The following is a 20,246-nucleotide window of genomic DNA, read 5'->3' as shown; positions in this document are numbered from 1 at the left end:
CCGCTGTCGCGTCCTGTGTTGGTGGTCCTAACGCCGGTCTTCCCCCCCCGCAACTCAGGACTCGATCGCGGGGGCCGATCCGGCGTACGATCACGAGCGGGTCGCAGTGAGGGGCCGGAGTCGGCAGACTGGGATCCATGGGTGTGAGAGAGCGGGGCGCCATGCTCATCGACAGGGTCGCGCTCCCGGCGGCGCGGATCCGCCTGGCGGGGCGCGAGCACCGCTGGTGGATCGTCGTACTCGGCGTCTACGCGGCGTCGCGGGTGTTCACCACGACGGTCATGCTGACCCTGTACATCGCCGCGACCGCCGGCGACTGGCACTTCGCCAGCTCGCGCGTCGACCCCACCTTCTTCACGTTCTCCGGGTCGTGGGACTCGTCCTACTACCGGCAGATCGCGGAGCACGGCTATCCGCACCTCCCGACCGACAACACCGGCAACGTCGTGCAGAACCCGTGGGCGTTCCTCCCGCTGTTCCCGCTGATCGCGCGCGGGCTCATGTTCGTCACCGGGCTCGGCTTCTACCCCGCCGGCGTGATCGTCGCCGTCGTGTTCGGGGCGGCCGCGACGCTCGTGCTGTATCGGCTCGTCGCCTCGCGGGTGGGACAGACGAGCGGGTTGTGGGCCGCGATCTTCTTCAGCTTCGGTCCGCTCTCCTTCGTGCTGCAGATCGCGTACGCGGAGAGCCTCTTCTTCTTCCTGATGTTCGCGGCGCTGTGGGCGATGATGTCGCGGCACTACTGGTGGGTGATCCCGCTCGGAGTGGCGGCCGCGCTCACCAGACCGGGGGAGCTCGCCCTGCCGCTGGCGCTGGGGATCGTCTTCGTGGTGCGCGTCGTGCGGCAGCGACGGTCCGTCGAGCCGTTCCCGTGGCGGGAGCGGGTCGCGATGATCGTGGCCGGCGCCGTGACGGCGCTCGCCGGGTTCGCCTGGCCGCTCATCGCATCCGCCGTCACCGGGGTCGCCGACGCGTACCTGCAGACCGAGCTCTCGTGGTGGACGGGATTCGTCGGCCAGGTGTCGTTCGTCCCGTTGACGCCGTGGTTCCTCTTCGCCTGGAAGTTCGCGAGCGTGGTCGGGGCCGTGCTCGTGGTCTGCGCGATCGCGGCTTTCGCCTGGTTGCTCAGCCGGCCGAGCATCCGGGCCCTCGGCACCGAGGTGGTCGCATACTCGGCCAGTTACGGGCTGTATCTGCTCGCGGTCTTTCTGCCGCAGGAGAGTCTGTTCCGGCTGCTGATGCCGCTGTACCCGCTCGCCGGGGCGCCCGCGCTCACCCTCGATCGCCGAGCGCGGCTGATCGTGCTGTTCTCGGGGATCGCGCTGCAGCCGGTCGCGCTCTTCCTGCTCTGGTACCTCGGCTACCCCTGAGCGGAGCCGCGGCGGCGTTCCCGCGGGTCGTCGTGACCACGACGAGGATCGCTGCGGCGACCGCGGCCGCCGCGATCGCCCACCCGGCGACCAGGAACACCCCGTCCGGATGCACGATCGACTGTCCGGCGAGCGCCTGGAACGTGACCAGCGCGACGACCGCGGCGTAGGTCGCCGTCGCGACCGCGACCAGGCCGAACCGCGTGCGGTCGTCCGCGAGCACTGACCATCGGCGGCCCAGGCGGCCGAGCAGGATCGCGAACAGGGGAAGCAGCTGCAGCGCGTGCATCCCGATGAAGTGGGGGATGCGCAGATCGCCTCCGACCGTGCTCCAGCCGAGCAGGGGGAGACCCGGTCCGCCGTCCGCCAGCCCGACGGTGTGGGCGCCCGCGATCCCCTGGAAGTCGGCCAGCTGGGCTCTGGTCGGACTCGTCATCAGGTACGCGAGCCCCATGCCGACGAGGGCGATGACCGCGCCGGCGCGGAGCGCGAAGGTGATCGACGGCGTCCCCAGCCGCAGGAAGAAGACCAGCACGGTCGTCAGGAAGGTGCACACGTAGAGGACGGTGATCGACACCGCCATGATCGCCCAGACGGTCGTCGCGAAGCCGGAGGAGACGTTGAAGTGGCTGGTCGTTCCCGCGGCGGCGGCGCCGACGATCAGCACCTGCTCGACGATCAACGCGACGGCGATCACGGTTCCGGTGACGTGGGCCGTCCGGCGCCAGCGCGGGAGGTGTGCGATGAGCCAAGCCCACGTGACGCTGTAGAGGAGGATCGAGAGGGAGAACTTGAGGGGTTTGGTCCAGGTGTCGAGTCCGGTGACCTCGCGGTGGTCGACGGCGAGGCCGATCAGGCAGACGACGGTGAACACCACCATGAGTGCCGCCACCGTCATGAGCGGACGGTGCCAGGCGAATACTGTTTTCATGAGCTGACCTCCTGAGTCGTCGACGGGAGCCGGCGTTGGGACGTGACGTGGGCCTGGGCGATGCGCCGGAGGCCGAGGGAGAGGGTGTCGCCGAGCACGGTGCCGATCACCATGAGCTCGGCCATGTCGGTCGGGTCGGCGAGGTTTCCGACCGCGCTGAGGTCCGCTCCGGCCACGCGCTCGGCGGCACCGGCGTAGCCGTCGAGGTAGTCGTCGGGGAGTTCGTAGCCGGCGTTGGCGAAGGCGTCGATCGCGCGGGCGGCGATTCCGCGCCCGACGTTGTCGTGGCAGTCCCCCCACCCCGCGCGGTCGATCAGCGCGTCGACCCGCGCGAGGGCGTGCGGTGACGGCTCCGAGACGCCAGGGACGGCATCCCGCGACAGGGCCCGCTGGGCGACCTCGAACGTCTCGGCGATCGGAGCATCCGGACGGTCGAGGGCTTCGAGCACGTCGCCGACCGCGGCGGTCGACAACTTGCCCACCTCGAGCATGGCCCGGATGAGCCGCAGCCGGTGCTCGTGCGCCTCGCCGTATTCCGTGCGGTTGCCTCCGACGCGCTCGCCGGCGGGGAGGAGCCCCTCGCGCACGTAGTACTTGATGGTGGCGGCGGGAGTGCCGGACCGTTCGGCGAGCTCGGAGATGACCATGGACTGATAGTAGCACTACCGGTAGCGTCACTACCAGTGGTGCCGCACAAACATCAGGCGGCAGACAGGGCTCGCCCGGGCGCTAGACCCGCACGCTCTCCCGCCACGAGATCTCCGGCACGCGCCGGAAGTTCGTGCCGCCGGCCGCCCAATGCGCGCCGAGCGCGGCCAGCCGCGGCGCGAAGTCGTCGAAATCGCGCTCCGACTCGACCGGCTCGGTGTCGGCGGGCGCGGGCGACCACGCCACCTCGGCGACGGCCGCGAGGCGCGGGAACACCATCTCCTCCACGTCCTCGATCGTCGCGAGCGTCTCGGTCCACACCGGCGCCTCGACGCCGAGGATGTGCGCGTCGCCGAGCCCTGGAACGATTCGCGCCGGATCCCACACGAACGACTCCCGGATGCCCGTGGGGCCGTCCGCCCAGTCCTGGCCCAGCCGGTCGCCCTCTTCGTACACGATGTCGAGGTAGGCGACGTCGGCCGGGGACATGATGATCGATCCGCCCTGCCGGACGAACGAGAGCGTCTCGTCGGCGGCCGAGCCGCGCGGGGTCACGAAGTCCCAGTACTGCCCGACCGTGCCGTCGGGGAGCTCTGCGCTCTTGCCCATCTCGTGCCAGCCGGCCGGCGTCTTGCCGTGGGCGGCGACGATGGCCGAGGCCCGGGCGATGAAGCGCAGGAAGTCGTCGGCGGACGTGCTGAGGCACTCGTCGCCGCCGATGTGGAGGTACGGGCCGGGCGTGAGGGCGGCGACCTCGCGCACGACGTCGTCGATGAAACGGTCGGTCGTGTCGTCGTCGACCAGCAGCGTGCTGAAGCCGACCTTCGCTCCCGTGTACAGCTCCGGTGCGACGCCGGACGCATTGAGCTCGGGGTAGGAGGCGAGTGCGGCGTTGGTGTGCCCCGGCATGTCCAGCTCGGGGACGATCGTCACGTGCCGCTCGGCCGCGTAGGCGACGAGGTCGCGGAACTCGTCCTGCGTGTAGAAGCCTCCGTCGCTGCCGTCGCTGCCGGTCGAGGCGCCGTGCGCCGTCAGGTTCGGCCAGCTCTCGATGTGGATGCGCCAGCCCTGGTCGTCGGTCAGGTGCAGATGCAGGTGGTTGACCTTGAGCAGCACGATCGCGTCGATGAAGCGCTTGACGTCATCCGGTGCGAAGAAGTGACGGGCGACGTCGAGCATCGCGCCCCGGTACGCATAGCGGGGGTGGTCCCGGATGCTCAGCGGCTCGATCGTCAGCGGGTCGGACGCGCACTCCACGGGAACGAGCTGGCGGAGCGTCTGCACGCCCCAGAACGCTCCGGCCGCCGTCGCCGCACCGATGCGGACGCCTTCGGCCGTGATCGACAGGCTGTAGCCTTCGGCGCGCTCGTCGTCGGGCGTCTCGTCCGGTGCGATCACGATGGCGATGTCGCCGTAGGCCGGCGGCTCGTGCACGATCGCGAGGTCGCGCCGGCAGTCGGAGGCGAGTTCGGCCACGAGGAGCGCGGCCACCTCTCCCGCGCCGGGACCGGCGACGCTGACGCGTGCATCCGGTGCCAGTGTGAACGCGGAGCCCCCCAGCCGTTCGGCCGTGACGGGGCGGGGGATGACCGGGAGCTGCTCGCCTGCGGGCACGCGTTCTCCTTCTGCTGGGTAAGAGCGTGGGTGAGAGGCCGACACTGCCCGCCCGCGGGACGACCACCAGCGAGTATTGCAGGGGCCTTTACAAAAGAGCAAGACCCAGCGCGAAAGAGCAGGGCCTGTCGCGGGCATCCGGCTTTGGTATGCTTGCCTGCGTCGCGACTGGCGCTCAAATGGTCACCATTGGGAAGCGACATGCCTTGATACGTAATGGGCGGATTCGGCCGCGCGCCTGGGTCGATGCGGTTCTCTGTCCATCCCTGTCATTAAGGAGCCAGTTTTGACTGACACTCTTCCTTCGACGTTCACCGCCCCGCTCTCCGAGGTCGATCCTGAGATCGCCGAGGTGCTGCAGCTCGAGCTCGGCCGTCAGCGCGACTACCTCGAGATGATCGCGTCGGAGAACTTCGTTCCGCGCGCCATCCTCGAGTCGGTCGGCAGCGTCCTCACCAACAAGTACGCCGAGGGCTACCCCGGTCGCCGCTACTACGGCGGCTGCGAGTACGTCGACATCGCCGAGCAACTCGCCATCGACCGGGCGAAGAGCCTGTTCAAGGCCGAGTACGCCAACGTGCAGCCCCACTCGGGTGCGAGCGCGAACGCGGCCGTGCTCTCGGCGATCGCCACCCCCGGCGACACCATCCTGGGCCTGGAGCTCGCGCACGGCGGTCACCTGACCCACGGCATGAAGCTCAACTTCTCGGGCAAGCTCTACAACGCCGTCTCGTACGGGGTCGACCCGGAGTCGTTCCTCGTCGACATGAACGTGGTGCGCGACAAGGCCCTCGAGCACAAGCCGCAGGTCATCATCGCCGGCTGGTCCGCGTACTCCCGTCACCTCGACTTCGCCGCGTTCCGCGCGATCGCCGACGAGGTGGGCGCCAAGCTCTGGGTGGACATGGCGCACTTCGCCGGGCTCGTGGCCGCGGGACTGCATCCGTCGCCCGTGCCGTTCGCCGACGTCGTCAGCTCCACCGTGCACAAGACGATCGGCGGACCGCGCTCCGGCTTCATCGTCGCGCGCGACATGGAGCTCGCCAAGAAGCTCAACTCCAACGTGTTCCCCGGCCAGCAGGGCGGGCCGCTCATGCACGTGATCGCCGCCAAGGCCACCGCCTTCAAGCTGGCGGCGACACCGGAGTTCCGCGACCGTCAGGAGCGCACCATCCGCGGCGCGCAGATCCTGGCCGACCGGCTCACGGCCGAGGACTCCAAGGCCGGCGGCGTGGACGTGCTGACCGGCGGCACCGACGTGCACCTGGTGCTCGCCGACCTGCGCAACTCGCAGCTCGACGGCCAGCAGGCCGAGGACGTGCTGCACGAGGTCGGCATCACGGTCAACCGCAACGCGGTCCCGTTCGACCCGCGCCCGCCGATGGTCACCTCAGGGCTGCGCATCGGCACTCCCGCGCTCGCGACCCGCGGCTTCGGCGACGTCGAGTTCACCGAGGTAGCAGAGATCATCGCCGCCGCGTTGAAGCCGGGCGCCGACACGACGTCGCTGCGTGCGCGCGTCGCGACGCTCACGGCCGCGTTCCCGCTCTACCCGGGGCTCACCCCGTCCGGTCAGGACGCCTTCCAGGTCGAGCTGCCCTCCTCGATCTGATCCGCTCCGTCGTCGAGTCCGGGAAGAATCCCCGTTCCGCACGCGGAGTGCGGGATTCTTCCCGGACTCGATCACTCGACCTCTCGTGAAGGAGAGAAGATGACCGCACAGATCCTGGACGGCAAGAAGACGGCCGGGGAGATCAAGGCCGAGCTGAAGGTGCGGGTGGATGCGCTGCGCGAGCGCGGCGTCGTTCCCGGCCTGGGCACGATCCTGGTCGGAGACGACCCCGGCTCGCAGTGGTACGTCGCCGGCAAGCACCGCGACTGCGCCGAGGTCGGCATCTCGTCGATCCGCCGCGACCTTCCGGCCGACATCTCGCAGGCCGAGCTGGAGGCCGTGGTCGAAGACCTCAACGCCGACCCCGACTGCACCGGCTTTATCGTGCAGCTCCCGCTGCCGTCGCACATCGACACCGACGCCATCCTGGAGCTCGTCGACCCGGCGAAAGACGCGGACGGCCTGCACCCGACCAACCTCGGTCGGCTCGTGCTCAACGTCAACCGGCCGATCACCACACCGCTGCCCTGCACGCCGCGCGGTGTGATCGACCTGATGCTGCGTCACGGCATCGACCTGAGCGGAAAAGACGTCGTCGTCGTCGGGCGCGGGGTCACCGTCGGCCGGGCGATCGGCTCGCTCCTCACCCGCCGCGAGATCAACGCCACCGTCACCCTCACCCACACGGGCACGGTCGATCTGGATGCCCACCTGAGGCGTGCGGACGTGATCGTCGCCGCGGCCGGTGTCGCCGACCTGGTCACCGCCGAGAACGTCAAACCGGGTGCGGTCGTGCTCGACGTCGGTGTGAGCCGCGTCGAAGACCCGGTGACCGGCAAAAGCCGGGTCGCCGGCGATGTCGCGGCCGACGTGGCCGAGGTCGCGGCCTGGGTCTCCCCGAACCCCGGAGGCGTCGGTCCGATGACGCGGGCGCTGCTGCTGCAGAACGTGGTGGAGTCCGCCGAGCGCGCGCTGTCCGAGTGGCCGTGAGCGGCGAGTCGGCGGAGAAGGCGGAGCGGACGCATCCCGCCGTGCAGCGCGTGGAGCTGGCCCTTCGCGACGGTGGCGTCGAGCCGCGCATCCGGTGGTTCGAGACGGCGACGCCGACCGCGGTCGCCGCTGCAGCCGAGCTCGGCATCGAGGTGGGCGCGATCGCGAATTCACTGGTCTTCACCATCGACGGAGAGCCGTTGCTGGTGATGACCTCCGGCGCGCACCGGGTCGACACGGCCTTCCTCGGCGAGCGGCTGGGTGGGCGCATCCGGCGCGCGGACGCGGAGACGGTGAAGGCCGCGACCGGTCAGACGATCGGCGGGGTCGCCCCGGTGGGGCATCCTGCGCCGATCCGCACCGTGGTGGATGTGGCGCTCGCCGGGTATCCGGAGGTCTGGGCGGCCGCCGGGCACGCGCACACGGTGTTCCCGACCACGTTCGACGAGCTGGTGCGGCTCACCGGCGGCGAGGCGGGACCGGTCGAGCCGTCGGAGGTCTAGCCGCTCGCCGGCCTAGCCGCTCGCCGGCCTAGCCGCTCGCCGGCCTAGCCGCTCCGCGGTCTACTCGGCGCTTCGCGCCCCGCGGTGCGCCTCGGCGATCTCCAGGTAGCCTGCCGCGTTGCGAAGCACACCGGCGCGCTCCTCGTCGGTGAGCTCGCGGCGCACCTTTCCCGGCACGCCGGCGACGAGCGATCCCGGCGGGATCACGGCGCCTTCGAGCACGAGGGTTCCAGCGGCCAGCAGCGAGCCGGCGCCGACGACCGCACCGTTCATGACGGTCGCGTGCATCCCGACCAGCACTCCGTCTTCGATCGTGCAGCCGTGCAGCACCGCGTTGTGGCCGACCGACACGTCCGCCCCCACCGTCAGCGGGAACCCGGCGTCGACGTGGCACGAGACGTTGTCCTGGATGTTGCTGCGCTCGCCGATGACGATGTCCTCCGTCTCGGCGCGCAGCACGGCGTTGTACCAGACGCTCGCCCGGTCGCGCAGGTGGACCCGGCCGGCGAGGACCGCGCCTGCGGCGACGAAGGCGGTGGCGGAGACGGTCGGCTTCGAGCCGTCGGCGAGGGTGTGGATGCTCATCCCGCCAGCCTAGCCAGCGTTCGGCGGTCTGCTCAGGCCTCGTTCGCCACGATGAACCGATCGCGCACGACACGCTCGCCCGGTTCGTCGAGCGCGGCCCGCACCTCGTCGAGGATGCCGGGCGGCAGGGCGAGGGGTGCCTCGTCCGGCTGGTCGATCGTGCCGGACGGGTAGTCGACCCCGGGCTTCGTCGACATCTCGATGTGGGCGCCGAGCAGCGTTCGCACCGGCGTCGGCGACGTGTCGCGGAAGCGGATGAGCCTGTCGATGCTGCGCACGAACTCTCCGCGGTCGCGGACGTAGAGGTTGCCGGGACACACCGTGTCCCCGGTGAACAGGATGCCGGTCTGCCGGTCGAAGAAGGCCACCGCGGACGGCTCGTGGCCTGGCGCGCCGATCAGGTCGAGCATCCGGTCGCCGAGATCGTAGCCGGTGACCTCGTCCGGCCAGGTGCGGAAGCCGAAGAAGGCGATCACCTCGGCCGCCGTCGTCCCGACGACGACCGTCGCCGGCCGCGCGGCGAGCAGCTCGTCGCCGGCGATGTGGTCGCGGTGCGCGTGCGTGTGTGCGACCACCAGCCGGTACGGGCGGGCGAAGCGGGCCGGATGCCGGCGCAGCCAGTCCTCGACGAGGGCGTCGACGGTTCCGCGCAACGGGAACACCGCCTCGTCGCCGGTGGCGCCGGTGTCGAGCAGCAGAGCCTGCTCGCGGCCGAAGAGCAGGAAGAGGAACGGCGCCTCCCAGTGGGAGGTCTTCGGTTGACGGATCTGTACGGTGTCGGGGTCGAGCCAGGCGATGTCGGCGTCGGTCATACCGTCAATTCTCCCGCTTGGCGCCTTCCGACGCGGTGACCGTGAACAATTCCGGCTGACCGAAGCCGTGCTCGGCGAACGCGCCGTCGAGGGCGACGAACACCCGCGACACCGCGTCGGACGGCACGAGCGCGATCGCGGAGCCGCCGAACCCTCCTCCGGTCATCCGGGCGCCGATCGCCCCGTTGGCCTGTGCGGTCTCGACGGCCAGATCGAGCTCGGGCACGGAGATCTCGAAGTCGTCGCGCATCGAGCGGTGCGAGGCGTCGAGCAGGTCGCCGATCGCGGTCGGGCCCTGTTCGCGCAGGGTGCGGACGGTGTCGAGGACGCGCTGGTTCTCGGTCACGACGTGACGCACCCGGCGGAAGGTGACGTCGTCGAGGAGGGCACGCGCCCGGTCGAGGTCGTCGACGCTCACGTCGCGCAGCGACTCGACGCCGAGCGCCAGGGCGCCCGCTTCGCAGGAGGCGCGGCGTTCGGCGTAGCCTCCGGTGGCGTGCGCGTGCTCGACGCCGGTGTCGACGATGACGATCTCCAGGCCGGCGGCCTCGAGCCCGAGCGGGATGATCTCGGCCTCGAGCGAGCGGCAGTCGAGGAAGACGGCGGCGTCGTGCTCGCCGAGCAGGGAGGCCGACTGGTCCATGATGCCGGTGGGCGCGCCGACGGCGACGTTCTCCGCGCGCTGCCCGACCGCGGCGAGCGTGCGGCGGTCGAGGCCGAGCTGCCACACCTCGTTGAGGGCGAGGGCGACCGCGCTCTCGATGGCCGCCGACGAGGAGAGGCCTGCGCCCACCGGCACGTTCGAGTCGATCAGGATGTCGAAGCCGGGCACGGCGCTCAGGTCGGCGCCGAACTCGCCGAGCGCCCACGCGACGCCGAGCGGGTAGGCCGCCCAGCCGCTGAGCGCATCCGGGCTGAGGTCGGCGAGGTCGATCTCCACGAGCTCGTCGGCGAAGGAGCTGCCGACGCGGGCGATCCGGTCGTCGCGCAGGCCGAGGGCGGCCACCGTGCGCCGGTTGATGGCGAACGGGAAGACGAAGCCCTCGTTGTAGTCGGTGTGCTCGCCGATCAGGTTGACGCGGCCGGGGGCCGACCAGACGCCGTCCGCTTCGCGGCCGAAGACCTCGGCGAAGGTGGAGCGGGTCTCCTGGCGCAGGTCGGTCATCGGTGGGCCTTTCGGGATGCTGTCGAGGCGGAGGCGGAGGCGGAGGCGGAGGCGGAGGCGGAGGCGGAGTCGACGTCGGAGGCGGTGTCGCTGCGAGAGTCGCCGTCGGTGTCAACGTCGGAGACCAGCCCGGAGATTCCGGCGGGGAGCTCCCCGACCGGATTCTCACGATCCGCGCGGGCGATCGCCTCCCGCAGCCGGTCCGCGACCTGCTCGGGTGGGATGTCTCCGATCCACGCGCCCATCGCGGACTCGGACCCCGCGAGGTATTTCAGTTTATCCGCCGCCCGGCGGGGCGACGTGATCTGCAGCATCAGCCGGATCTCGTCCCGTCGGACCCCGACCGGCGCCTGGTGCCAGGCCGCGATGTACGGCGTGGGGGAGTCGTAGAGCGCGTCGACCCCCCGCAGCACCCGCAGATAGAGCGTCGCGAGCTCGTCGCGCTCGGCCGCCGAGGTCTCGGTGAAGTCGGCGACGTGGCGGTGCGGGAGCAGGTGGACTTCGATCGGCCAGCGTGCGGCGAACGGAACGAAAGCCGTCCAGTGTTCGCCGGCGAGGATCACACGCTCGGAGGCGCGCTCGCGTTCGAGGATGTCGGCGAAGAGGGTCGGGCCGTAGGCGTCGAGCGACCGGATGAGCGCCGACGTGCGCGGCGTCACGTACGGGTACGCGTAGATCTGTCCGTGCGGGTGGTGCAGCGTGACGCCGATCGCCTCCCCGCGATTCTCGAAGGGGAACACCTGGCGGACGCCGGGCAGGGCCGAGAGCACCGCAGTGCGATCCGCCCACGCCTCGATCACGGTCCGCGCCCGGGAGGGGGTGAGGCTGCCGAACGACCCGGTGGTCTCGGGGCTGAAGCACACGACTTCGCAGCGCCCGACGGAGGTGCGGGTGCGGCCGAGCCCGACGGTCGCGAGGTCGTCGAGCCCGGCGGGGGCGTCGTCGTCCTCCAGCAGCGGGCCGAACGACGGCGACTTGTTCTCGAACACGGCCACGTCGTAGAGACTCGGCACCTCCGACGGGTTCCCGGGGGTCGCCGGTGCGAGCGGGTCGAGCTCCGCCGGCGGCAGGAAGACGCGGTTCTGCCGTGCCGCGGCGATCGACACCCATTCGCCGGTCAAGGGGTCCTGACGCATCGTCGCCGTCGCGGGCCGGGCAGCCGGCTCGCGCAGATCGGGCGCGCGCTCGGGGGAGAGCATCGTGTCGGCGTCGTCGTAGTAGACGAGGTCGCGGCCGTCGGCGAGCCGGTGCTCGCGCTTGGTGATCGGAGGCATCTGGGCCCTTTCGGTTTCGAAAGCAAATCTAGTCGTGGAGTTTCGTATTGACAAGTAAACGCAAGCGCCGCACCATTGCTGCATGACCGAACCGCTGCCCGCCGCGCTCCGCCGTGAGCGGATGCTCGAGCTGATCGGGCAGCACGGGTTCATGCGCGTCGGCGACCTGAGCGAGGCGTTCCACGTGTCCGACGTCACGGTGCGCACCGATCTCGACGTCCTCGATCGGCAGCAGAGCATCCGGCGCGTGCACGGGGGAGCCGTACTGGGCGGCGGCGGGATGCGGGAGCCGAGCTTCGAGGAGGCCCTCGAGTCGTCGGCCGAGGAGAAGCGGCACATCGCGCAGGTGGCCGCGGCGACGGTCGAGTCGGGCGCCAGCCTCATCCTCGACGTCGGCACCACCACGACGGCGATCGCACGTGCCCTGGTCGACCGCACCGAGCTCGAAGACGTCACGGTGATCACCAACGGCCTGACCATCGCGCTCGAACTGGAGAAGGCGATCCCGCGGTTCCAGGTGATCGTCACCGGCGGCAGCCTCCGGCCGCTGCAGCACTCGCTGGTGGAGCCGCTCGCCTCCGTCCTCCTCGACCGGATGCACGCCGACCTCGCCTTCATCGGCTGCACGGGCGTTCATCCCGCAGGCGGCGTCACCAACGTGAACCTGCCAGAAGCCGACCTCAAGCGCGTGATGGTCGGAGCGGCCTCGCGGGCGATCGTCGTGGCGGACGGGTCCAAGCTGGGACGCACGCACCTCGGCCGCATCGCCGCCATCGACGAGGTGGACGAGCTGATCACCGGCGCGTCCGCGGACACCGCAGCGATCGCCGGCCTGCGCGCGGCGGGCCTGACCGTCACGCTCGCAGCCTGACGCCGGCGCCCGACGCGCCCTACGCTGGAGCCATGCGCGCACCGACCGGCTCCCAGTACGACCTCGCGTTCGGCTCCCTCACCGCAACGGTGACCCAGGTGGCGGCGGGCCTGCGATCCTTGCGGCTCGGCGGTATCGACCTGACCGAGCCGTTCCCCGAAGACTCGACCCCGCCATCCGGGTGCGGGATCGTGCTGGTCCCCTGGCCGAACCGGGTCAAGGACGGCGCATGGGAGCACGACGGCACGGTGCGACAGCTCGCACTCACCGAGCCGGCCCGTGGCAATGCCATCCACGGACTGCTGCGTTACCGGCCGTACGACCTGGTCGAGCACACGGCGTCGTCGGTCACCCAGTCGGCCGCGATCTTCCCGGAGCTCGGCTATCCGTTCGAGCTCGACACGACCGTGCGCCACGAACTCGACGCCGAGGGGCTCACGGTGACCCACACCATCGCGAATGCCGGAGACGCGCCCGCACCGGTCGCGATCGGCGCGCATCCGTACCTCGCCATCGGCGATCTGCCCACCGGGGACCTCACCGTCACCGTGCCGGCCGAGACCCACCTCGACGTGGACCCGCGCCTCAACGTGATCGGCGAGTCACCGGTCGCGGGGACGCCGTTCGACCTCCGGTCGGGTCGGCGGGTCGGGGAGCTGGAGCTCGACGACGGATTCGCCGATGTGCCGCTCGTCTCGGGTCGTGCCGAGCACGTGCTCTCCGCACCGGACGGCCGCCGGGTGATCCTCTGGGGCGACGAGTCGTTCCGGTTCGTGCAGGTCTACACCTCGCGCGCCTTCGCCACCAAGGCGGCCTCCGACGTCGCGCTCGCCGTCGAGCCCATGACCGCCCCCGCCAACGCACTCAACACCGGTCGCGGGCTGCACTGGCTGGCGCCCGGCGAGAGCTGGACCGCGGTCTGGGGGATCCGGCACGAAGGCTTCGTCGCCTAACGATCGAGTCCGGGAAGAATCCCGCTTCCGCTCGGGGAATACGGATACTTCCCGGACTCGATTGCGACGCGGGCGCGGGGCGCGGGGCTAGCCGAGCTGCGGGTAGAGGACGCGCACGTCCTGGTCGAGCTTCGATTTGACGTGCCGGGCGGTGTCCCCGACGATCGCTTCCGCGCCGCCGGCCTCGAGGGTGTCGAACGCCTCGGCGACGACCTGGGCCGTCGGGACCTTCGCGTCGTCGGTGTGCGCCGCCATCTCGGTGTCGACCCAGCCGACGTGCACTCCGACGACCTGCACGCCCTGCGGGTGCAGTTCGACGCGTGCCGAGTTGCTCGCCGACCAGAGCGCCGCCTTGGTGGCGCTGTACGAGCCGACCGCCAGCCAGCTGAGCGCCGAGTGCATGTTGACGATGCCGCCGCCGCCGTTCGCCACGATGACCGGGGCGAAGGCGCGGGTCATCAGCACCGGGCCCCAGAAGTTGGTGTCGAACTCACGGTGGATCTCGTCGAGGTCGCCCGAGACCAGCGACTGGTTCACGGCGATGCCGGCGTTGTTGACGAGGAGGGTGACGTCGCTCGCCTGTTCGGCGGCGGCCCGGATGCTCGCAGCATCGGTCACGTCGAGGCGGATCGGCACCACGCGCGGGTCGTCGGCCTCCAGCGTCTCGGGTGTGCGCACGGCGGCGTAGACCTTGGCAGCGCCCCGTTCGAGGAGTGCGGAGACGAATTCTGCGCCGAGCCCGCGGTTGGCGCCGGTGACGAGGGCGATCTGCCCGCTGATGTCAGTCATGGATGGTGGTCCTTCCGATTGTGCCGATTGGAAACCGATCTGTTTACCGACAATACACAGATCGGTTTACTTATTGCAATGCCCGCCCTAGAATCGACCCATGACTCTCAGCATGGCGGACCCGGGAACGCAGGCTGCGCCCCAGCCTGCACCGAAGCCGAAGCCGCGCGAACGCGTTCTCGACGCGGCCGCCCGTCTGTTCGTGCGCGACGGCATCCACGCTGTCGGGGTCGATCGCCTGGCCGATGAGGCGGGCGTCTCCAAACGCTCCATCTACCAGCACTTCGAGAGCAAGGATGCGATCGTCGCCGAGATGCTGCGCGAGTACGGTCCGCGCGTGGTCGCCACCTACTTCGACACCACCGACGCTCTGCCCCCGCGTGAGCGCGTCCTCTACGTCTACGACGCCCTGCACACCGCGGCCGAGGCCGGGGACTTCTTCGGCTGCCCGTTCGTGAACGTGGCCACCGAGCTGCGCGATCGCGAGCATCCGGCCGCTCTGGTCGCCCAGCACTTCAAGCTCGAGCTCACCGACTTCTTCGAACGCCAGGCCGTCGCTGCGGGAGCCGCCTCGGCGCACGTGCTAGCGGTGCAGCTCACCCTGCTGTTCGACGGCGCCGCGGCCAGCGCGGCCATGTGCGGCGGGACTCCGCTCGCGGCCAAGCTCGCCGCCGCGCAGCTGTTCGACGCCGCAGTCGCGGCAGGAGCCGACGCCGACTAGACGACGCAGATGCGCGGTCCTCGTCAGAGGTTCGGCTCGTGCTCCTCGTCGTCCTCTTCGTCCGAGTCGGCGAACTCCTCGAGATCGTCCAGGGCCGGCACCGTCGGGCCTTTCGCGGTCCCCTCGTCGAGGAACCCGCTCCCGTCGGGATAGCCCGCCTCATCGGGGTACTCGATCGGCTCTCGCTCTGTCATCGTGACCACCTCCGTCGTCCAGCTTGCTACTCCTGCTTGAGCTTGCGCCACCCTCCCGCGCGATTGTTCGCCACGATCTGTCGCAGGAACGGCAGCAGCGCCGCCTCGTCGATGGGGTCGCCCTCGCGGAACCCGATGGTCCGTGCCGTCAGGTTGCCCTGACCGGCGGTGATCAGCCCGGTGGGGTCGGGCACGATCGCGCCGTCGTAGACGAACAGATTCACGTGGTCCTTGGCCGCCAGGAAGGCGCACACGTTCCCGTCCAGCACGAAGTACGGCCGCACGGTGCGCTTGACGGTCTCCTCGATGCCGGGGTCAGCTTCGTGGATGAGGTCGCGCAGCCGGGCGAGCAGGGCCGCCTGCCAGTCCGGCTGCGCACGGATGTAGTCGTCGACGCGGGGATCCTTCGCGTAGCTCATGCCGACAGGCTAGCCCCGCTGCTGCCGTCGCGCCCGGCCGGGTTCCGGATGCTCGACGACGGGTGCGCCGCTGCAGCAGGATGGCAGCATGAGCGACGACGACGCGCCTCGCGGCGATGACGCGCGGCCCGGCGAGATCGGGTTCAGTGCGGTCATCCGGCGTGATCGGCAGCCCGACGGCTGGACCATCGTGGTGGTGCCGGAATCCGCCGGTCACTTCCGCACGCGTCGTCCCGTCCGGGTGGCCGGCGCCGTGGACGGGCATCCGGTCGAGGCGACACTTCTCCCGCTGGGAGATGGAACCCATATGCTGCCACTGGGGGCGGCACTGCGGGCCGCGATCGGCAAGGGCGAGGGTGACGAAGTGACGGTGAGCCTCCGGCCCAGCGGCAGCTAGGGCACGATCGACAAGAACAGGAACGCGGCGAACAGCACCAGGTGCACTCCGCCTTGCAGGCGCGCCGCGCGACCGGGGACGACCGTCAGCACGCTGACGATCACGGTCAGGGCGAGCAACACGATCTGGCTCGCCCCGAGCCCGAGGTGGAGCGGACCGGTGAGCCAGATCGAGGCGATCGCGATCGACGGGATGGTGAGGCCGATGCTGGCCATCGCCGAGCCGAGCGCCAGGTTGAGGCTGGTCTGCATCCGGTTGCGGCGCGCCGCCTTCGCCGCTGCGATGCCTTCCGGCAGCAGCACGAGCAGGGCGATCACCACGCCCACGAACGACTGCGGGAATCCGATGGCCGCCACGCCGGCCTCGATCGACGGAGACTCCAGCTTCGCCAGCCCGACGACGGCGATCAGCGCGACCACCAGCAGGCCGAGACTGGTGAGCGCCGTGCGGGTGGAGGGGGCCTCGGCGTGGCTGTCGTCGTCGACCGGCGTCCCGTTGGCTTTGACGGGCAGGAAGAAGTCGCGGTGGGCCACGGTCTGGGTGAAGACGAACATGGCGTAGAGGGCGACGGATGCGATGGCGGCGAACACGAGCTGGCTCGGCGAGAACTGGGGTCCGGGAGTCTGGGTGAAGGTCGGGAGCACCAGGGTGAGGGTGGCCAGCGCCGTGACCGTCGCGAGGGCCGCCCCGGTTCCTTCGGCGTTGAAGCTGGTCGTGGTGCGACGGGATGCTCCGAGCAGCAGTGACAGCCCGACGATTCCGTTCATCGTGATCATCACCGCCGAGAAGACCGTGTCGCGGGCGAGCGTGGACGAATCCTTACCGCTCGTCATGAGCGTTACGATCAGGGCGACCTCGATGACGGTCACGGCGACCGCGAGCACCAGGGAGCCGAACGGCTCGCCGACCTTGTGCGCCACGACTTCGGCGTGCTGCACCGCCGCCAGGACAGTGCCGGCGAGGACGATCGCGACGATCGCGACCAGCACCGGTCCGAGGGTGACGTTCCACACGGCGATGAGGAGCACGACGCCGACGGCGGGCACCACGATCGGCCAGAATCGGACGGCCCAGGCGGCGAAGGCTCTCATCCACCCATCATGGCAGCCGTCGCGAGAGGGCGACGAGTGCGGTGTGCGTCCGGGGCTGCTCGGTATCGGATTGGAAACGGGTGCCCGTCGTTCGCCGTCATTCGGCGTCCGGGATGGTGAGATGGGGGAATGACCGCCTCTCGACTCGTTCGCGCGTCCCTGCTCACGGCCGCCGTCGCCCTCGCTCTCACCGCCTGCTCTGCCTCAGGCTCGGTCTCGCCGTCATCGTCCTCGTCGGACACGTCGGCAAGCGAGTCGTCGACTCCGCGCCCGACCGGGAGCAGCACGGCGACGCCGATCGACGGTCAGTGCGCCACCTCCGACCTCTCCGGGGCCATCGGGCAGGGCGCGGGCGGAGCCGCCGGGAGCGTCGGCGTGACGATCGTGCTCACCAACAACGGTGCCGCCCCGTGCGAGTTGCAGGGCTGGCCGGGCGTCTCGTTCGTGGGAGACGGCAACGGCACCCAGCTGGGCAAGGCGGCGGACCTCGATCGCTCGACGCCGCATCCGACGGTCACGCTCGCCGCCGGCGGCACCGCGAAGGCGCCGCTGAAGATCACCCAGGCCGGCAACTACTCCGACGACGAGTGCAAGCCGAAGGCGGCGGACGGCTTCCGGGTGTACCCGCCGGGATCGACCGAATCGCTGTTCATCAAGGACACGAACTACACCGCCTGCACGGTGCCGACGATCGGGCTGCTGACGGTCGGCGCGCTCGCCGCTGGCTGACCCTCCGATGTCAGGGGTTCCCGGCACACTGGAACCATGCCGACGCCGCGCGAGAGACTTCTCCTGATCTTCGAAGCCGAGCACCCCGAGACGGCCGATCCGTCTGTCAAAGACGAGGCGATCCGTCGGACCTTCGGGCTGGAGCCTGCGCAGTATCGCGCGCTCGTCGGTGAACTGCTGCGCCGCGAGTCGCACGCCGACGCGGCCTGACGGCGCCGGCGCCCGCCGTCGGCCGCTGCTCGTTGCCGTGACGGTCGCCGCTGCTCGCTGCCGGTCGCTACTCGACGCTGGTGGCGATCGTACCGACGCCGAGAGCGGCGAGCACTGCGGCCGAGACCCGTTCCAGCGTCTTCGTGACCCGCGGCCGCCGCAGCCACAGGACGGCCCGGGAGGCGAGCACGGACACGATGGCCAGATACAGGAGCGCGACCAGGGCATCCACGGCGCCGAGGAGCATCGTGTTTCCGATCGAGGCGTTGTCGGGCGGGATGAACTGCGGCGCCACCGCCAGGAAGAACAGCCCGACCTTCGGGTTCAGCAGGGTCGACACGGCACCGGCGAGCATGCTCGAGTGCAAGCGCACGCGGGGCGGCTCGAGCTCCAGCCGGCCCGCACCCTTGCGGGAGGCGAGGAATGCGCTGACGCCGAGGTAGACCAGGTAGAGGCCGCCCACGATCTTGATCACGCGGTAGGCCTCGGCCGACTGCTCGAGGAGCGCCGCCAGCCCGAACGCCACAGCCGCGGCCCAGATCAGCGACCCGATCGCCGACCCGATCGACGCCGCGATTCCCGCGCGCATCCGGACCAGGCTGTAGCGCAGCACGAGAAACGTGTCCGGCCCGGGAGTGAGGGCCAGGAGGGTGCACAAGCCGGCGAAGGCGAGGATCGAGGTCGCGCTCATGCGCACAGTCTAGGTGCGGTCCGCCGTCGGCCGCCGCGTGGGTCGCAGGCGGCGGCCGGGCCGACTCAGAGGGTCTGGGTCAGGCCGCCGTCGATCGTGATCGCGGAGCCGGTCAGATTGGGCAGGCGGTCGTCCGCGAGGAACGCGACCACGTCGGCGACCTCGTCCGGCTGCGTGAACCGTTTCGTCGCCGTGGTGGAGAGCGCGCTCTCGGCGACCTGCTGTGGAGAAACCCCCTGCGCAGCGCCGACGGTCTCGGCGACCCCCGTCGCGCCCAGCCACAGGTCGGTGGCGACCGGTCCCGGGTCGACGCTGTTCACCCGGATGCCGTGAGGGCCCACCTCTTTCGAGAGCGACTTCGCGAAATTGAGGAGGGCCGCCTTCGCCGCGCTGTAGTCCATCACTCCCGGGTCGGGGAGGAAGGCGTTCACCGAGCACACGTTCACGATCGAGCCGCTCGACGCGGCCAGCATCGTCGGCAGCGCGGCGCGCGTCATCCGCACGGCCGCGAAGAAGTTCAGTGTCATCGAGGTCAGCCAGTCGTCGTCGGTGATCGACAGGAAGCCGTCGACACGGCTCTTCGTCGCGCCGACGTTGTTGACCAGGATGTCGATCCGGTCGCCGGCCGCCGCAGCGAGCTGTTCGGCGGCGCCGGGCTGGGAGAGGTCCGCCGCGGCGAAACGCACGCGGCCCCCGCTCACCAACTCATCCAACTCGGCGCTGGACGAGCGCGAACCGGCGATCACCGTGCATCCGTCGGCCACAAGACGCTTCACGACCGCCAGGCCGATGCCTCGGCTCGCTCCGGTGACGATCGCGACTTTGCCCTCAGTACTCATCGTGTGCCCTTCGGTCGCCCAGCGCGCTACGCACAACAGTGCTGGATGCCCGAACGCGTTGTCAACGACGGCAAAGACGGTGCGCTGGGCGTATTCTGCACGTGGGAACCCGAATCAACCCGCCAGTCGAAAGGAACATCGGAACGGTGGACGATTCGGTCACTGCTACGCGCTGTCGGCAGTGCGGGGCTCCCGCAACCGTGAAGCGCAACCCCTACGTCGGCGTCGACCTTTCGGTGCACGAGTTCTACATCGACTGCGGCAGTTGCGGCACGGTCGACTTCATTCCGGCCGAACGGCCGCCCGCGCCGCGGCCGGCTCCGCGCCCCGGCTTTTTCGCGCGCCTCTTCGGACATGGCCGCTGACGTGCTACCTGTGCATATCGCCGTTTCTCACAGCCTCCGCGCGCATACTGGCAGTGGATCTGTCCGGACACACGCTGAGCTTCGCTCCCGCGGTCGTTTTGCCCTCCTCTCGGACCCCTGAGGAGATGAGAACGATGGGTACTCTGACCTACGCCGGCACCAGGATCGACTTCCCCGATCGTCTGCTGGCCCACCTGCAAGTGGTGATCGTGAACAAGCTGCGGCGACGCGAGGGATTCGCCATGTCGTGGCAGGATCCCGAAGGCTTCGGCGAGGGACGGAGCGCCATCTGGCTCGACGCCTCCATCCCGCTGTTCTTCAAGTTCGAAGGTCCGCGCCAGGGGGCGATCAGCCGCCCGTGGCTCGCCCGGCTGGCCGACACGGCCAACGCGACGTCGGGTCTGCTCGTCGTCGAAGAGGAGACGACGCCAGACCCCGAGACCGTCGTCCGCAAGGTCAGCGAATACACCTGA

25 protein-coding genes are annotated in these 20,246 nt (G+C 70.2%); 12 read left to right on the top strand and 13 right to left on the bottom strand.

Annotated elements, in window-relative coordinates:
* Positions 1–137: 137 nt before the first annotated feature.
* The gene (locus ACFVV5_RS19010) at positions 138–1,370 is read left to right on the top strand and encodes a hypothetical protein (protein ID WP_387247249.1); all 1,233 of its coding nucleotides are present in this window, start codon (positions 138–140) and stop codon (positions 1,368–1,370) included.
* On the opposite strand, the gene ACFVV5_RS19005 is transcribed toward ACFVV5_RS19010, so the two are convergent.
* The 3 genes from ACFVV5_RS19005 to ACFVV5_RS18995 form a co-directional block, all read right to left on the bottom strand.
* Entirely contained in the window at positions 1,273–2,301 is a 1,029-nt protein-coding gene (locus tag ACFVV5_RS19005) for a hypothetical protein (RefSeq protein ID WP_387247247.1), read from the bottom strand. The genes ACFVV5_RS19010 and ACFVV5_RS19005 overlap by 98 nt on opposite strands.
* Positions 2,298–2,948, bottom strand: a complete 651-nt coding sequence (locus ACFVV5_RS19000; RefSeq protein ID WP_387247245.1) for a MerR family transcriptional regulator — start codon at positions 2,946–2,948, stop codon at positions 2,298–2,300. Before ACFVV5_RS19000 ends, ACFVV5_RS19005 begins: the two co-directional genes overlap by 4 nt.
* Positions 2,949–3,030: 82 nt before the next feature.
* On the bottom strand, positions 3,031–4,563 hold the full coding sequence (locus tag ACFVV5_RS18995) for a beta-N-acetylhexosaminidase (protein ID WP_387247243.1): 1,533 nt from the start codon (positions 4,561–4,563) through the stop codon (positions 3,031–3,033).
* A 286-nt stretch (positions 4,564–4,849) separates the two neighbouring features.
* Between ACFVV5_RS18995 and glyA the strand changes: the two genes are divergently transcribed.
* The 3 genes from glyA (at position 4,850) to ACFVV5_RS18980 (ending at position 7,668) form a co-directional block, all read left to right on the top strand.
* Positions 4,850–6,175 (top strand): serine hydroxymethyltransferase, encoded by a 1,326-nt coding sequence (glyA, locus tag ACFVV5_RS18990; RefSeq protein WP_387247241.1) that lies wholly within the window; start codon positions 4,850–4,852, stop codon positions 6,173–6,175.
* Positions 6,176–6,274: 99 nt separating this feature from the next.
* A complete protein-coding gene (locus tag ACFVV5_RS18985; protein ID WP_387247239.1) occupies positions 6,275–7,165 on the top strand; it encodes a bifunctional methylenetetrahydrofolate dehydrogenase/methenyltetrahydrofolate cyclohydrolase in 891 nt (296 codons plus the stop codon).
* Positions 7,162–7,668: a YbaK/EbsC family protein gene (locus ACFVV5_RS18980; RefSeq protein WP_387247237.1), complete on the top strand. Its 507-nt coding sequence runs from the start codon at positions 7,162–7,164 to the stop codon at positions 7,666–7,668. Before ACFVV5_RS18985 ends, ACFVV5_RS18980 begins: the two co-directional genes overlap by 4 nt.
* Positions 7,669–7,728: 60 nt before the next feature.
* On the opposite strand, the gene ACFVV5_RS18975 is transcribed toward ACFVV5_RS18980, so the two are convergent.
* From ACFVV5_RS18975 to galT, 4 genes are read right to left on the bottom strand one after another with little or no spacing between them, the layout of a single operon-like run.
* Positions 7,729–8,253: a gamma carbonic anhydrase family protein gene (locus ACFVV5_RS18975; RefSeq protein ID WP_387247235.1), complete on the bottom strand. Its 525-nt coding sequence runs from the start codon at positions 8,251–8,253 to the stop codon at positions 7,729–7,731.
* Positions 8,254–8,285: 32 nt separating this feature from the next.
* Complete coding sequence (locus ACFVV5_RS18970; RefSeq protein ID WP_387247233.1) at positions 8,286–9,065, bottom strand: MBL fold metallo-hydrolase; 780 nt, start codon at positions 9,063–9,065, stop codon at positions 8,286–8,288.
* A 4-nt stretch (positions 9,066–9,069) separates the two neighbouring features.
* Complete coding sequence (gene galK / locus ACFVV5_RS18965; RefSeq protein ID WP_387247231.1) at positions 9,070–10,230, bottom strand: galactokinase; 1,161 nt, start codon at positions 10,228–10,230, stop codon at positions 9,070–9,072.
* The gene (galT, locus tag ACFVV5_RS18960; RefSeq protein WP_387247229.1) at positions 10,227–11,504 is read right to left on the bottom strand and encodes a galactose-1-phosphate uridylyltransferase; all 1,278 of its coding nucleotides are present in this window, start codon (positions 11,502–11,504) and stop codon (positions 10,227–10,229) included. The genes galK and galT overlap by 4 nt, the downstream gene beginning before the upstream one ends.
* Before the next feature lie 82 nt (positions 11,505–11,586).
* On the opposite strand from galT, the gene ACFVV5_RS18955 reads away from it, so the two are divergent.
* Positions 11,587–12,375, top strand: coding sequence for a DeoR/GlpR family DNA-binding transcription regulator (locus ACFVV5_RS18955; protein WP_387247227.1), 789 nt, complete (start codon positions 11,587–11,589; stop codon positions 12,373–12,375).
* Positions 12,376–12,407: 32 nt separating this feature from the next.
* Positions 12,408–13,328: an aldose 1-epimerase family protein gene (locus ACFVV5_RS18950; RefSeq protein ID WP_387247225.1), complete on the top strand. Its 921-nt coding sequence runs from the start codon at positions 12,408–12,410 to the stop codon at positions 13,326–13,328.
* An 87-nt stretch (positions 13,329–13,415) separates the two neighbouring features.
* Here ACFVV5_RS18950 and ACFVV5_RS18945 read toward each other — a convergent pair whose 3' ends face one another.
* A complete protein-coding gene (locus ACFVV5_RS18945) occupies positions 13,416–14,117 on the bottom strand; it encodes an SDR family oxidoreductase (RefSeq protein ID WP_387247223.1) in 702 nt (233 codons plus the stop codon).
* Between the two features lie 100 nt (positions 14,118–14,217).
* On the opposite strand from ACFVV5_RS18945, the gene ACFVV5_RS18940 reads away from it, so the two are divergent.
* Positions 14,218–14,838 carry a TetR/AcrR family transcriptional regulator gene (locus ACFVV5_RS18940; protein ID WP_387247221.1) on the top strand — a complete coding sequence of 207 codons (621 nt, stop codon included), beginning with the start codon at positions 14,218–14,220 and terminating at the stop codon, positions 14,836–14,838.
* A gap of 23 nt (positions 14,839–14,861) precedes the next feature.
* Here the strand turns inward: ACFVV5_RS18940 and ACFVV5_RS18935 are convergent, their stop codons facing one another.
* Both ACFVV5_RS18935 and ACFVV5_RS18930 read right to left on the bottom strand, forming a co-directional pair.
* Positions 14,862–15,032, bottom strand: coding sequence for a hypothetical protein (locus ACFVV5_RS18935; RefSeq protein ID WP_387247219.1), 171 nt, complete (start codon positions 15,030–15,032; stop codon positions 14,862–14,864).
* A gap of 26 nt (positions 15,033–15,058) precedes the next feature.
* Entirely contained in the window at positions 15,059–15,451 is a 393-nt protein-coding gene (locus ACFVV5_RS18930; RefSeq protein WP_387247217.1) for a DUF1801 domain-containing protein, read from the bottom strand.
* Positions 15,452–15,539: 88 nt separating this feature from the next.
* On the opposite strand from ACFVV5_RS18930, the gene ACFVV5_RS18925 reads away from it, so the two are divergent.
* Positions 15,540–15,848: a DUF1905 domain-containing protein gene (locus ACFVV5_RS18925; RefSeq protein ID WP_387247215.1), complete on the top strand. Its 309-nt coding sequence runs from the start codon at positions 15,540–15,542 to the stop codon at positions 15,846–15,848.
* Here ACFVV5_RS18925 and ACFVV5_RS18920 read toward each other — a convergent pair.
* Positions 15,845–16,939 (bottom strand): calcium:proton antiporter, encoded by a 1,095-nt coding sequence (locus ACFVV5_RS18920; protein ID WP_387247213.1) that lies wholly within the window; start codon positions 16,937–16,939, stop codon positions 15,845–15,847. The two genes, ACFVV5_RS18925 and ACFVV5_RS18920, sit on opposite strands and share 4 nt — an antisense overlap.
* A 129-nt stretch (positions 16,940–17,068) precedes the next feature.
* Between ACFVV5_RS18920 and ACFVV5_RS18915 the strand changes: the two genes are divergently transcribed.
* Both ACFVV5_RS18915 and ACFVV5_RS18910 read left to right on the top strand, forming a co-directional pair.
* Positions 17,069–17,668, top strand: a complete 600-nt coding sequence (locus ACFVV5_RS18915) for a DUF4232 domain-containing protein (protein WP_387247211.1) — start codon at positions 17,069–17,071, stop codon at positions 17,666–17,668.
* A 36-nt stretch (positions 17,669–17,704) separates the two neighbouring features.
* Entirely contained in the window at positions 17,705–17,878 is a 174-nt protein-coding gene (locus ACFVV5_RS18910) for a DUF3263 domain-containing protein (RefSeq protein ID WP_387247209.1), read from the top strand.
* A 67-nt stretch (positions 17,879–17,945) separates the two neighbouring features.
* Here ACFVV5_RS18910 and ACFVV5_RS18905 read toward each other — a convergent pair whose 3' ends face one another.
* Positions 17,946–18,569, bottom strand: coding sequence for a LysE family translocator (locus ACFVV5_RS18905; RefSeq protein WP_387247207.1), 624 nt, complete (start codon positions 18,567–18,569; stop codon positions 17,946–17,948).
* A 65-nt stretch (positions 18,570–18,634) separates the two neighbouring features.
* Complete coding sequence (locus ACFVV5_RS18900; RefSeq protein ID WP_387247205.1) at positions 18,635–19,408, bottom strand: SDR family NAD(P)-dependent oxidoreductase; 774 nt, start codon at positions 19,406–19,408, stop codon at positions 18,635–18,637.
* Positions 19,409–19,608: 200 nt separating this feature from the next.
* Between ACFVV5_RS18900 and ACFVV5_RS18895 the strand changes: the two genes are divergently transcribed.
* Positions 19,609–19,773, top strand: coding sequence for a hypothetical protein (locus tag ACFVV5_RS18895; RefSeq protein ID WP_387247203.1), 165 nt, complete (start codon positions 19,609–19,611; stop codon positions 19,771–19,773).
* A gap of 134 nt (positions 19,774–19,907) precedes the next feature.
* A complete protein-coding gene (locus tag ACFVV5_RS18890; protein ID WP_387247201.1) occupies positions 19,908–20,246 on the top strand; it encodes an ATP-dependent DNA ligase in 339 nt (112 codons plus the stop codon).

It is taken from the genome of Leifsonia sp. NPDC058248 (assembly GCF_042881905.1).
Lineage (GTDB): Bacteria > Actinomycetota > Actinomycetes > Actinomycetales > Microbacteriaceae > Leifsonia.
The sequence above is the reverse complement of the archived record's forward strand: the minus strand, read 5'-3'. Positions and strand labels throughout refer to the sequence as shown.